The sequence below is a fragment of the Clostridium sp. AF19-22AC genome, assembly GCF_003479085.1.
Classification (GTDB): domain Bacteria; phylum Bacillota; class Clostridia; order Lachnospirales; family Lachnospiraceae; genus Faecalicatena_A; species Faecalicatena_A orotica.
Genome location: NZ_QUGN01000013.1, coordinates 157616 through 169974, shown reverse-complemented (window position 1 = coordinate 169974; position 12359 = coordinate 157616). Strand labels below are relative to the sequence as shown.

General features: G+C 44.5%; 10 protein-coding genes. All 10 read left to right on the top strand.

What is annotated here, in order from left to right; all coding sequences use genetic code 11:
• Nucleotides 1–396: 396 nt before the first annotated feature.
• The 10 genes from DWX43_RS15945 (at nucleotide 397) to pgmB (ending at nucleotide 12355) form a co-directional block, all read left to right on the top strand.
• On the top strand, nucleotides 397–1401 hold the full coding sequence (locus DWX43_RS15945; protein ID WP_109729943.1) for a LacI family DNA-binding transcriptional regulator: 1005 nt from the start codon (nucleotides 397–399) through the stop codon (nucleotides 1399–1401).
• A gap of 105 nt (nucleotides 1402–1506) precedes the next feature.
• Nucleotides 1507–3180, top strand: coding sequence for a sugar phosphorylase (locus DWX43_RS15940; RefSeq protein WP_118620978.1), 1674 nt, complete (start codon nucleotides 1507–1509; stop codon nucleotides 3178–3180).
• A 70-nt stretch (nucleotides 3181–3250) separates the two neighbouring features.
• Nucleotides 3251–4567, top strand: a complete 1317-nt coding sequence (locus DWX43_RS15935; protein WP_109729945.1) for an extracellular solute-binding protein — start codon at nucleotides 3251–3253, stop codon at nucleotides 4565–4567.
• A 96-nt stretch (nucleotides 4568–4663) separates the two neighbouring features.
• Entirely contained in the window at nucleotides 4664–5554 is an 891-nt protein-coding gene (locus tag DWX43_RS15930) for a sugar ABC transporter permease (protein ID WP_109729946.1), read from the top strand.
• Nucleotides 5547–6383: a carbohydrate ABC transporter permease gene (locus tag DWX43_RS15925; RefSeq protein WP_181368577.1), complete on the top strand. Its 837-nt coding sequence runs from the start codon at nucleotides 5547–5549 to the stop codon at nucleotides 6381–6383. Before DWX43_RS15930 ends, DWX43_RS15925 begins: the two co-directional genes overlap by 8 nt.
• A 28-nt stretch (nucleotides 6384–6411) precedes the next feature.
• Entirely contained in the window at nucleotides 6412–7476 is a 1065-nt protein-coding gene (locus tag DWX43_RS15920) for a zinc-binding alcohol dehydrogenase (protein WP_109729948.1), read from the top strand.
• 1 nt (nucleotide 7477) lies between these two features.
• Nucleotides 7478–8269 carry a sugar phosphate isomerase/epimerase gene (locus DWX43_RS15915; protein WP_118620977.1) on the top strand — a complete coding sequence of 264 codons (792 nt, stop codon included), beginning with the start codon at nucleotides 7478–7480 and terminating at the stop codon, nucleotides 8267–8269.
• 95 nt (nucleotides 8270–8364) lie between these two features.
• Nucleotides 8365–9405: a Gfo/Idh/MocA family oxidoreductase gene (locus tag DWX43_RS15910; protein ID WP_109729950.1), complete on the top strand. Its 1041-nt coding sequence runs from the start codon at nucleotides 8365–8367 to the stop codon at nucleotides 9403–9405.
• On the top strand, nucleotides 9402–11720 hold the full coding sequence (locus DWX43_RS15905; RefSeq protein ID WP_118620976.1) for a glycosyl hydrolase family 65 protein: 2319 nt from the start codon (nucleotides 9402–9404) through the stop codon (nucleotides 11718–11720). The genes DWX43_RS15910 and DWX43_RS15905 overlap by 4 nt, the downstream gene beginning before the upstream one ends.
• Nucleotides 11717–12355, top strand: coding sequence for a beta-phosphoglucomutase (gene pgmB / locus DWX43_RS15900; protein WP_118620975.1), 639 nt, complete (start codon nucleotides 11717–11719; stop codon nucleotides 12353–12355). Before DWX43_RS15905 ends, pgmB begins: the two co-directional genes overlap by 4 nt.
• Nucleotides 12356–12359: the final 4 nt, after the last annotated feature.

Below are 12359 nucleotides of genomic sequence, written 5' to 3'. Positions count from 1 at the left end.
ATTTTTTCATTTAACTATTGACATTTATTAGCTGGACTTCTATGTTATATACATACCGGCCCGGTCAGGGGACGGATAAATCATACACTTTTCTTTATTATACAATACTATTTGACATAACGTCAATGCGGGCGGCAGCTGTAGTGAACATTTCGTTATCCAGACTGTCCTCATTTAATAGGAAATCATAATCCAAAAGCTGTACCCCGTCCAGATTGATTTTACAGCTTCTGATAAAAATTTTTACGAGTAATCTATCTTTGTGAATTATGTCTAAAAAACGCAGTTCATTCTTGTCTGCATTTTACAAAATTAATTGTTATTGCCGGAAATGCTTGATTTTTACAGAGGGATTATATATAATGACAACGTAGGACAAAGGAAGTGAAAAAGACTATGAAAAAGGCAACAATTATTGATGTAGCTGAGGCAAGCGGGGTTTCGATCAAAACAGTTTCCAGAGTGATGAATAATAACCCTCATGTCAGTGAAGAGACAAAAGAAAAAGTTTATGCTGCCATGAAAAAGACAGGATATCAGGTTAATATGCTGGCTAAAGGACTTAAGGGGAACAGGACCAACATCATCGTAGTCTTTGCAGACCGACATCATGAAGAACATCTCAGCATATGGCATAACATTATATTAAAATATTTGTTCCAGTATGCAAAGCAGAAGAATATGAAGGTTGTCCTCTCACCGTCTAACAGTGAACGATTTGAGGAGGATGAGACAGACGGATTTTATCTCATCTCCAGTGGACTGGCTGACGGTGCAATACTTTTGGAGAACATTCTAAATGACCCCAGGGTTGAATACTTTGAGAAGCATAATATACCATATGTACTTTTCGGAGAATCAGAGAATCAGGATGTTCCATCAGTCAGCCTGGATAATTTCGATGTAGGCTATAACGGCGGGAAGTACCTGATTGAGCAGGGATACCGCAAGATCGCACTGTTTATAGGTGAAAAGAAGTTTTTGTCCACACAGCTGCGTATCGAAGGGTTTGAAAGAATCATGCAAAGCATGGATGCCGAATATCACATATTTGACGGACTTGACACGGTGGAGAAGGCTTACCATAAGTCGAAAGAAGTGTTGGAAACTTATGATATAGAGGCGTTCTTTGTATCTGGTGACGAACGTGCATTGGGCGTTTATCGCGGAATCTACGAAAAAGGACTGGAGATTCCGGGAGATGTGGCGGTTCTTGGGATTGATAACATTCCTCTGGGAGAGTTCTATTATCCGCCTATTTCTACAGTGGCACAGGATTTTGACATCCTTGCAAAGTGCTGTATGGATTATGTTGTAGAAGAGATTGAGAATGGGAAAGATTCTAATAAAAAGAAGAGGTTCAAGTTCCCGACGAAAATTATAGAAAGAAAATCTACCTGATAAGTAGATTTTTTTACCAAACTTTGACAACGTTGTCATATAAATGCTTATGGAAGCCTTTAGAATGGGAAAACGTTGGAAAAATACAGAGAACAGGAGAAATCAATGGAAGGAATTGAGAGACGGCTGAAGTTTATATATGGTACAGAGGAAAAGGCTGCCAGTGCAAAGCAGAAAATTGAAAAACAATTGGAAAAATATGAAAAGACCGGGTTAAAGGCACGAAAGTTATCACAGGCGGATACGATGCTGATTACATATGGCGATTCTATCGTGAATGGGGATGCCCCGGCATTGGAAGTCCTGAGTGAATTTCTGGATGCCTATGTAAAAGATGCAGTAGGCAATGTACATCTTCTGCCTATGTATCCTTACACATCAGATGATGGTTTTTCAGTGGTGGATTATAAAGAGATTAATCCGTCATTGGGAAACTGGGGGCATATTGGAATGCTGGCGAAGCGATACGGGTTAATGTTTGATGCAGTAATCAACCATATTTCTAAAAGCAGTGATTGGTTCCAAAAATATCTGGAGTGTGAACAGCCATACACAGACTACTTTATTACCTGCGATCCAGATGTCGACTACAGTAAGGTGACAAGGCCAAGGGCACTGCCGCTTCTGACAGAGTTTCAGACGGCAGAAGGAACAAAGTTTGTATGGACAACGTTCAGTGAGGACCAGATTGACCTGAATTTTAACAGTCCTGACGTTCTGGCGGAGGTTCTGGATCTTCTAGTAATGTACGGAAGGATGGGGGCAAAGTTCATCCGGCTGGATGCGATTGGTTTTATGTGGAAAGAGGCGGGGACAACATGTATGCATCTTCCGCAGACACATGAATTAATCAAGCTTATGAAGGATGTCCTGAGCGTATATTCCCCGGGAACCAAGCTGATTACAGAAACAAATGTACCCCACAAAGATAATATCAGCTATTTTGGGGACGGAAAAGATGAGGCTGATCTGGTGTATCAATTTCCGCTGCCTCCACTTGTTATGTACTCTCTTCTGACAGGGGATGCTTCCATACTAAGTCAATGGATGGCAGGGCTTGAGCTGCCGGGGGAGGATGTTACATTTTTTAACTTCCTGAGTTCTCATGATGGAATTGGAGTCAGACCCACGGAGGGGATTTTGGACGATGCACAAAGAGAATTTCTAGTGAAAGCAACGCTGGAACACGGCGGAAGGGTTTCCTATAAAGATAACGGGGATGGGACAAAAAGTCCATATGAATTAAATATCAACTATCAGGATGCACTGGCAGGTCCGGAAGATTCCGATGAAACAAGGATAGGGCGATTTCTGGCAGCAGAGACGATTTTATTGTCTATGCAGGGTGTCCCGGGGATTTATATACACAGTCTTTTAGGCTCCAGAAATGATTACTATGGAATGACAGTTTCCGGCATACCAAGGCGTATCAACCGGGAACAGCTGGATTACGGCTTTTTGAAAGAGCAGCTGGATGGAGATACAAACAGAAGCAGAATATTCAAAGAAATGATCAGGAGGCTGAATATCCGGAAGAAGGAGGAAGCGTTTGCACCTCAGGCTGTGCAGGAAGTGCTAAATGTTGACGGCAGGGTGCTTGCTGTCAGGAGGATTGCGAAAGAGTCGGGTGAATGTATTGAGGCATTCATCAATGTATCCGGTGAAACGGTGCCCATCGGGCGGGACGGGCTTTCAGGCACCAACCTTCTGAATGGAGAGGAAATAAAAGATAAGATAGTACTTGGGCCATACGAAGCGGCCTGGATAAAAAAACAGTAGATTGTTGCAAAGGGGAAGGACTCTTTGACACAAATAAAAAACAATTTATTAAGAAAAGGAGAAGAAGATTATGAAAAAGAAAGTATTAAGCGTGCTGTTAATTACAGCAATGGCAGCTACTCTTGCAGCAGGATGCGCAGGGAAAGAAAAAGATACTGAGGGCGGCTCTGATAAGGGAGGCACTGTCAAGATACAGTTCATGCATCAGCAGGTAGAGCAGGAGAGACAGGATGTGGTACAGGAACTGATAGACGGATTCGAGGCAGAGAATGAGGGGATTACAGTAGAATCTATTCCTGTGAACGAAGATGATTATGACTCTAAAATCGTAGCTCTTGGAGGAAGCGGGGAGCTTCCGGCGATTATTGAATACAGCCAGGACCAGGCGAAGACAAGTGTTGCGAATCAGTTTACCAGCTTAGATGCTGTTCAGGCAGTTGTGGATGAAGTTGGAGAAGATGCATTCTATGAAGGCGCGCTTGAAGTAACGAAGACAGAAGACGGAAGCGGCTATGTAGGTGTTCCGCTGTGCAGCTGGGTACAGGGAATCTGGGTGAACACTGCAATGCTGCAGGAAAAAGGATTTGATGTTCCTGAGAACTGGGATGATGTTCTTGAAATTGCAAAGGCATTCAATGACCCGGCTAATAAAAAATATGGTATTGCAATGCCGACATCTGAATCTGCGTTTACAGAGCAGGTATTCTCCCAGTTTGCGCTTTCAAACGGGGCCAATGTATTTGACAGTGACAAAAATGTTACCGTGAATACACCGGAGATGAAAGAGGCAGTGGAATATTATAAAGAGCTTGCGTCTTACTCTATGCCGGGATCTACAGAGGTTGCTGACGTAAAAGATGCTTTCGTAGGAAAGAATGCGCCGATGGCGATGTATTCCACTTACATTTTAGGTGCAGTGAATGAAGCCGGGTTTGCAGGTGATTTAGCACTTGTTCTGCCGAACCAGAAGGAACAGGTTGCATATGGAACAATTACCGTGCTTGGCATTGCAGAAGGTATGGATGAGGCACAGACAGATGCAGCTAAAAAATTTGTAAGCTACCTGTTGGAAAAAGATAATAACATTACGTGGCTGAATATGGCACCTGGCGGAATACAGCCGGTATTGAAGGCGGTCAGCGAAGACCCGGCTTTCACGGACATGGATGAGCGTAAGGTATACGAGAACCTGAATGATGATATTGCAGTAGCAGTTGAGAACCTGCAGCTTTTTGGAACAGTCGGCGGCAAGAACTTTACAGAAATGGGTGATGTCACCAACACTGGCGCTATCAGTAAGCTGATTAATAACGTTGTTGTACAGAATGCAGATGTGGACAAAGAACTTGAGACAGCACAGTCAGCAGTGGAAGGCCTGATAAAGTAGGAAGGCAGCTGCTTATTGGATCTGAGAGCACATTAACCTATAAGGACCGGCCAGCGAGGCGGCCGGTCCCGATTAAAAGAGAGAAAGGGGAAAGGAATGAAGCCGAAGAACAGAAAACTGGGTGGAAGTGATACGCGGTTTGCATATGCACTTTTGGCTCCCAGCCTGATTTTATTAGCGCTTTTAATTGGCTATCCGATGATTTATAACATCTTAATCAGTTTTCAGGATGTGCCGGTAAATCCCAAAATGGCCTCTGAGTTTGTAGGCCTTAGTAATTACATAGCGGTATTCCAGGACAAAGGGTTCTATCACTCCGTGTTCATCACCCTGGTATTTACTGTTCTGGTTACGGTAATCAGTACTGCGTTTGGTCTGGCGATTGCAGTTTTTATGAACAGGGATTTTGTCGGGAAAAAAATGGTGAATTCGATTATTATCCTGTCTTATGTTGTACCGGCAGTGTGTCTTATCTTTGCATGGCGGTATATGTTCAATAATATTTATGGAATCATCAACTATATTATTGTGGATGTCCTGCATCTTGCAAAAGAGGTTCCGCTTTGGTTTGACCAGCCGGCCAGTGCGTTTATATTAGTTACAATCTTTGCTATATGGAAATTTTTCCCGTATGCCTACATGTCATTTGTTGCAATTCTCCAGTCTATCGACAAGAGTCTGTACGAGGCGGCGGATATGGATGGGGCAAATAGCTGGCAGAAATTTATGACCGTTACTTATCCGGCCATAAAGCCAACCCTTGTTACGGTTGTGAGCCTGCGTACCATATGGGTATTCTACATTTACACAGAGGTTTACCTGCTGACGAAACAGGTCGATGTACTTGGCGTTTACCTGTATGACATGGCATTTGCGACACATGACTTTGGAAAGGCGGCAGCAATTTCCATCATACTGTTTGTTGTGATATTCAGTCTGGTTATGCTGATTAGAAAGAAGGTGCTGAGAGTTGAAGAAGATGAATAAAAAAACAGGGAAATTAGTATTTTTTTATGTAAGGGTTGTCCTGCTGGTATTGGTTCTGCTCTTCCCCTTTATTATCATGCTCAGCGTATCTTTGAAGGCGACATCGGAAGCAATCGCATTTCCCCCGACGATTATACCGAAGGCATGGACATTCCAGCATTTTATAGACATATTTAACCCGAAAATCTTTCCATTTATTAAATATTTTGGCAACAGCCTTTATATTGCCCTGACTGTTTCCGTTGTTGCAGTATTCCTTGGTATTCTGGGCGGATATGCACTTTCCAAACTGAAGTTCAAAGGGAAAAAGGGTATCAGCGAGATGTTTTTCCTCGTCTATATGTTCTCCGGAATCCTTCTGATTGTACCGTTATTCCGCATGCTGTCAGCAGTAGGGCTGAAAAACAGCAGGGAGGCAGTCATCATCTGTATGATTATACAAACACTGCCCACGGCGATTTATATGACAAGAAGTTATTTCGATACGATTCCCAAGGAACTGGAAGAAGCAGGAAGGGTAGACGGATTAAGTAAGATGGGGATTATTTTCAGGATTGTTGTTCCATTGTCCATATCGGGATTGATTTCCGTATTTGTATATGCATTTATGATTGCATGGAATGATGTACTGTTTGCTTCTATTTTCATAGATTCTCCGGATATGATGACGATTCCGATTGGCCTGAACTCGTTGTTTAATACACCGGACTATGTATGGGGCAGAATGATGGCGGCTTCACTGATTACATCATTACCTGTAATCATTATGTATGGATTTAGCCAGCGGCTCATTAAGAGCGGCAGCACAGACGGCGGCGTAAAAGGATAGACGACAGGAAAGGAAGGATTGGATAAAGATGAAAAAATTAGTAGCAGTTGCACCGAGGGAAGCAGCGTTAAAGGAATATGAAGACAGGGAAATATTAAGCAATGAAGTAAAAGTACAGGTGGAATTTGCGGCGCCAAAGCATGGCACGGAGCTTGCGGATTTCAGGGGTACCACTCCTTTTATTGATGGAAAATTTGATGAAGAATGGCGTGTGTTTGCCAAACGGGATGAAGAGGAACCGAGGGGGATTGAATTTGGAGACCTTCCTCTTGGAAATATGTTTGTCGGAACCATTACGGAAAAAGGGGCAGACGTTACGGAATATGAGATCGGAGACAGGGTATGTTCTTATGGACCGATTAAGGAGACACAGATTGTAAATGCAGTAGACAACTATAAATTGCGCAAAATGAGCAAAGATGCATCTGCTAAAAATGCAGTATGCTACGATCCGGCACAGTTCGCTTTAAGTGGAATCCGTGATGGAGGAGTACGCCCGGGAGACCGTGTAGTAGTCATTGGACTGGGTGCAATCGGACAGATAGCCCTCCAGTTTGCAGTAAAGATTGGTGCTGTAACAGTCATCGGAATTGACCCTATTGCAAAAAGGCGGGAAATTGCTGAGAAACATGGTGCCCATTATACGTTGGATTCCACTGCCTGTGATGCAGGGATGGAGATTAAAAGGCTGACAGGGAAGATGGGAGCCGATGTGATCATTGAAACAAGCGGGAATGTCCATGCGCTGCAGTCTTCTTTGAAGGGGCTTGGCTATAATGGGACTATCGCATATGTTGCATTTGCAAAGCCGTTTCCGGCAGGACTGTGGCTTGGACAGGAAGCCCATTTTAATTACGGGAAGATTATCTTCTCCCGTGCGTGCAGTGAGCCGAATCCGGAATATCCGAGATGGGACAGGCACCGCATTGAGGATGTGTGCTGGGAACTGCTGATGAACGGGTATCTGGACTGTGAGGATATTATTTATCCGGTGGTCCCATTCGAAGAGTGTGCGGAAGGTTTTTGTAATTATGTAGACCAGCATCCGGAAGAGAGTATCAAATTGGGAATCGATTTCATGGGGAGGGATTAAAATGCGTTTAGGAACTCAGGACAAAGAATTCTTTCCGCAGGATTTAGTGGAAAAGTTTAAATTTGTGAAAGCAATGGGATTTGAATGTTTTGAAATTGACGGAAAAGTGTTAACCGATCATGTTGATATGGTAAAAAAGGCGATTGAAGAGTCAGGACTGCCTGTATCGAGTGCGTGTGGCGGATATAGGGGATGGATTGGCGATTTTATTGAGGAGCGCAGAGAAAATGGCGTGGAAGACCTGAAGGAAATCATACGTGCGCTGAAAGAGGTAGGCGGAAAGGGTGTCGTAGTGCCTGCCGCATGGGGGATGTTTACATTCCGCCTTCCGCCTATGACACCACCGCGAAGCCATGAAGGAGATGTGAAAGCAATTCTGGCATCTTTAAAAGAACTGGATGCTGTGGCAGAGGAAAACGGCATATATCTGTATCTGGAACCACTCAACCGCTATCAGGACCATATGCTCAATACGCTTCAAGATGCAATGGATATCATAGAGATGGGACAGTTTAAGATGGTGAAAATCACCGCCGACTTCTATCACATGGCGATAGAAGAAGACGATATCTCAGAGTCGCTGATGAAGTTCCGGGATGCAGTCGGGCATGTCCACATTGCTGAAAACCACAGGTATCAGCCGGGTACAGGTTCCATTGACTGGAAACGCCATATACAGACATTGAAGGATATTGGATATGAAGGCGATGTTGTGAATGAAGGACGGATCCGCGGTGAGAATCCTCTGGAGGTTTATCAGAAGTCCGTTGATTTCATGAAACAGTTTTTGTAGGGACGGCAAAAGAAAATGCCCCGCAGCCCGTAACGCAGGCAGGTTAGATGCTTAGTGGCGTGCTGCGGGGCTTTGGAATATGAGGAGGTTGTAAGATGAAACGATTGAGAATGGCTGTCATTGGCGCCGGACAGATAGCCAAAGTGACCCATCTTCCGAACTTTAGAGAGATGGATCAGGCAGAAGTAGTCGGTATATGCGATGTGAATCTGGATGCCGCAAAAGCACTTGCAGAGCAGTTTGGAATACAGAATTTTTATCAGGACCATAAGAAGATGCTTTCAGAATTAAAGCCGGATGCAGTTACGATATGTGTGCCAAATAAGTTCCACTGCCGGATGACCCTGGATGCCTTGGAATGCGGCTGCCATGTACTCTGCGAAAAACCTCCGGCAATAACGGTCCGGGAGGCTTGGCAGATGGAAGAGGAAGCCCGAAAGAGGAATCTGGTCCTGTCCTATGGTTTTCATTTCCGTCACAGTGAACATGTGGCATTGATGAAGGAGAAGGTGCGTAATGGGGAATTCGGTACGATTTACCATGCGAAAGCGCAGTGGCATAGAAGAAGGGGAATTCCCGGCTGGGGAAATTTTACGAATAAAGAAATGCAGGGCGGCGGGCCATTGATTGATATTGGTGCACATATGCTGGATGCGGCATTATACCTGTTGGAATACCCGGAAATCACCTATGTATGCGCCACGTCCAGTGACAGGATCGGCAAAAGGGGCGGCTGTTCTCTGATGGGGAGCTGGAACCCGGACTGCTTTCAGGTAGAGGATGGCGTATTCGGGTTCCTTAGATTTGAGAATGGAACAAGCCTTTTGATTGAGACGTCTTTCGCCATCAACCAGAAGGAAAAAGACTTGAGGAATATTACGCTGTATGGAGAGAAACTTGGCGCAAGCCTTTTTCCTCTGGAGGTTTATGGGGAGAAGGATGGACAGCTCACAGACAGTACATACCCGTTCATGGAAATGAGGGACTGGCATATGGACAGTGACAAAAATTTTGTAAATGCCTGTCTGGGGCAGGAAGAACTTCTGGTGACAGCCGCACAGGGGACCTATGTCCAGAAAGTGATTGAGGCTCTATACAAGTCAGCAGACAGCGGAAGGCCGGTGATAATGGAATGATTTATTATGATATAGAAAAAAAGGAAGATGGAATCTGGCTCGCGCAGCGGGAATATCAACCACGGTTCCACTTGAAAACAGAATCTGTGTTTGCACAGTGCAATGGCTACTTTGGTGTAAGGGGGGCAGGGGGACTCCCATCACTGAATGGGAAAAGGGGGATGTTCGTTGCTGGTTTGTTTAACTGTGCCTACGAGGACGAAGTGACTGAACTGGTAAACTGTCCTGATGTAACTGAATTCAGACTGATTTTGGATGGGGAAGAGATATGCCCTGACCGTACAATGATAAAGGGGTACGAGCGGAAATTCAATATATATACAGGAGAATTAGTGATATCAGTCAGTTTCGAATTAAAGTCAGGTACAGAAATTGAAGTCGTTGAGCGGCGTTTTGCATCTATGGAAAACAGACATCTGTTTGTACAGAGCATTAGGATCTCTGTCTGCCGCGGTGCAGGCACCAGTGGAAAGCTGATTAGCGGCATTGACGGACAGCAGACGAACAGCGGTGTTTCACATTTCCAGAAGATTAACTGCAGGGTATATGACCGGAAAATAATGCAGATGAAAGGATATCTGACGGAGGATACATTAAGCATTCTGGCGGAGAGTTCTTGTGAAAGCGGGACCCCTGTCTTTACACTGAAAAGACGCAGTGTCGAGGCATCATACGATGTTACAGTACCGGAAGGCGGAAGCTGGGAGTTTGAAAAATATGTTTATATCCATAAGCAGGAAGATATGGCAGAGCTGGACAGACAGAAAGAGATTCTAAAGGATTGTATTTCCAAGGGATATGCTTCGGTAATTTCGGCCCATAAAGAGAAGATGTCTAAGCTTTGGCAGCAGGCTGCAATCAGGATAAAAGGGGCTACTCTGGAGGAAGAGGCATCTATCGCATTTGCTCAATATCATTTGATTGGTATGATGCCCTGGGGCAGTTCTTCAAGCAGTATTGCTGCAAAAGGGCTGACGGGAGAAGGATACAAAGGACATGTTTTTTGGGATACTGAGATTTTTGTACTTCCCTTTTTCTTATATAATTTTCCAGAAGCGGCAAGACAACTTTTAGAGTTCAGGTATAAAGGACTGGATGGTGCAAGGGAGAAGGCTGCGGCTTATGGCTATGAAGGTGCCATGTACCCCTGGGAGGCGGCGGTCAGCGGAAAGGAAGAGACACCTTTGTACGCTGCACTGAATATTTATACAGGCAAAGCCAATAAAGTTTGGTCAGGGATAAAAGAGCACCATGTGACGGCAGATATCGTCTATGCTGTCTGGCAATACTACAGCATGACCGGTGACGACAGGTTCATGGAAAAGTTTGGGTATGAAATCATATTTGAGGCAGCGTCTTTCTGGGTATCACGAGCAGAATGGGACGGGGTTAGGAAGGCTTATGTTATACGGGATATCATCGGACCGGATGAATATACAGAGCATATTGATAACAATGCTTATAGCAATTATATGGCGAGATACTGCGTATCGTTAGCCGCATCGCTGGCAGGAAAGGCAGAAAAAGTGACCCCTGGCCTTTACCATAGGCTCAAGGTAGGGAAAAGGAGAAAATCATGGGAGGAATTCTCAGAGAAGATTTATCTTCCGGAACCTAATGAACAGCAGATAATTCCTCAGGATGATACATTCCTTACAAAAAAATGTCTTACAGATATCGAAAAGTATAAAGAATCAGAAGTGAAACAGGCAGTGCTGCAGGACTATTCGAGAGATGAAATTGTAGATATGCAGGTGCTCAAACAGGCTGACACGGTAATGCTTCTAAATCTGTTTCCCCAGATGTTTTCTCCGGAAGTTGTCCGGAAGAATGTATTATATTATGAGTCGAGGACCATACACGATTCATCCCTAAGCTACTGTGCCCATGCCCAGGCATGTGCGGCAATAGGGGCGATGGATCTGGCATGGAAGTTTTTTGAGAAATGTATGGTGATTGATCTGGACGGGAATCCGAATGATACGACAGACGGAATTCATGCGGCTTCGCTTGGGGGGATCTGGACCTGCATTGTATTTGGATTTGCAGGGGTAAACTATGAAGGGGAAGTTCTGCACCTTACGCCCCGGCTTCCTGAACATTGGGAGGAAATACATTTTCACATAAAAGTGAGGGGGAAGGATATTGAACTAACTCTGAGCAATACGAAGGTCTGCTTAAAGGACACAGGGACCGGGAGAACGCCGCCGCCAAAAGAAAGCCCCCTTAAGGTAGCGGTTGGAGGAGAAGTATATGAACTGAAAGATTCCCTTCAAGTATTTATAATAGAAAGAAAAGAAGGAAAGAGTGCATGAAAGCAATCATTTTTGATTTAGACGGTGTTGTAGTAGATACTGCAAAATACCATTATCTGGCGTGGCGGAAGCTGGCAGAAGAACTGGGATTTGCATTTGAAGAGGAACATAATGAGAGGCTGAAGGGCGTAAGCAGGATGCGCTCGCTGGAAATTGTTCTGGAAGTCGGCGGGCTGACAGGGATGAGTGAGGTACAAAAACAGAAACTGGCGGAACGAAAAAATGGTTATTATCTGAATATGATTTCAGGTATTGACCAGTCAGAGATTCTTCCCGGTATCTCTCAATTTATAAGCAGGCAAAAAAGGGCCGGCTATAAGATTGCGCTGGGGTCTGCAAGCAAAAGTGGGCGGATGATATTAGAAAAACTAGGACTTGCGGACCAATTTGACGCGATTGTTGACGGGAATCTGGCAGAACGTGCAAAACCTGACCCGCAGGTATTTATAAAGGCGGCCGAACTGCTTGGTGTCCCATGCAGCGAATGTATTGTAATAGAAGACGCGGCCGCCGGAATTGATGCGGCATTAGCAGGCGGGATGAAATGTATCGGGGTCGGCGACAAAGCTATTTTAGGAAAAGCGGATATTGTTGTTCCCGATACGGAAGCATTGTCAGGCATAGAAATGTTATAGCCGG

Coding starts and splice junctions, on each gene's coding strand:
- DWX43_RS15945 (WP_109729943.1), top strand. CDS start 397: ATGAAAAAGGCAACAATTATTGATGTAGCTGAGGCAAGCGGGGTTTCG.
- DWX43_RS15940 (WP_118620978.1), top strand. CDS start 1,507: ATGGAAGGAATTGAGAGACGGCTGAAGTTTATATATGGTACAGAGGAA.
- DWX43_RS15935 (WP_109729945.1), top strand. CDS start 3,251: ATGAAAAAGAAAGTATTAAGCGTGCTGTTAATTACAGCAATGGCAGCT.
- DWX43_RS15930 (WP_109729946.1), top strand. CDS start 4,664: ATGAAGCCGAAGAACAGAAAACTGGGTGGAAGTGATACGCGGTTTGCA.
- DWX43_RS15925 (WP_181368577.1), top strand. CDS start 5,547: ATGAATAAAAAAACAGGGAAATTAGTATTTTTTTATGTAAGGGTTGTC.
- DWX43_RS15920 (WP_109729948.1), top strand. CDS start 6,412: ATGAAAAAATTAGTAGCAGTTGCACCGAGGGAAGCAGCGTTAAAGGAA.
- DWX43_RS15915 (WP_118620977.1), top strand. CDS start 7,478: ATGCGTTTAGGAACTCAGGACAAAGAATTCTTTCCGCAGGATTTAGTG.
- DWX43_RS15910 (WP_109729950.1), top strand. CDS start 8,365: ATGAAACGATTGAGAATGGCTGTCATTGGCGCCGGACAGATAGCCAAA.
- DWX43_RS15905 (WP_118620976.1), top strand. CDS start 9,402: ATGATTTATTATGATATAGAAAAAAAGGAAGATGGAATCTGGCTCGCG.
- pgmB (WP_118620975.1), top strand. CDS start 11,717: ATGAAAGCAATCATTTTTGATTTAGACGGTGTTGTAGTAGATACTGCA.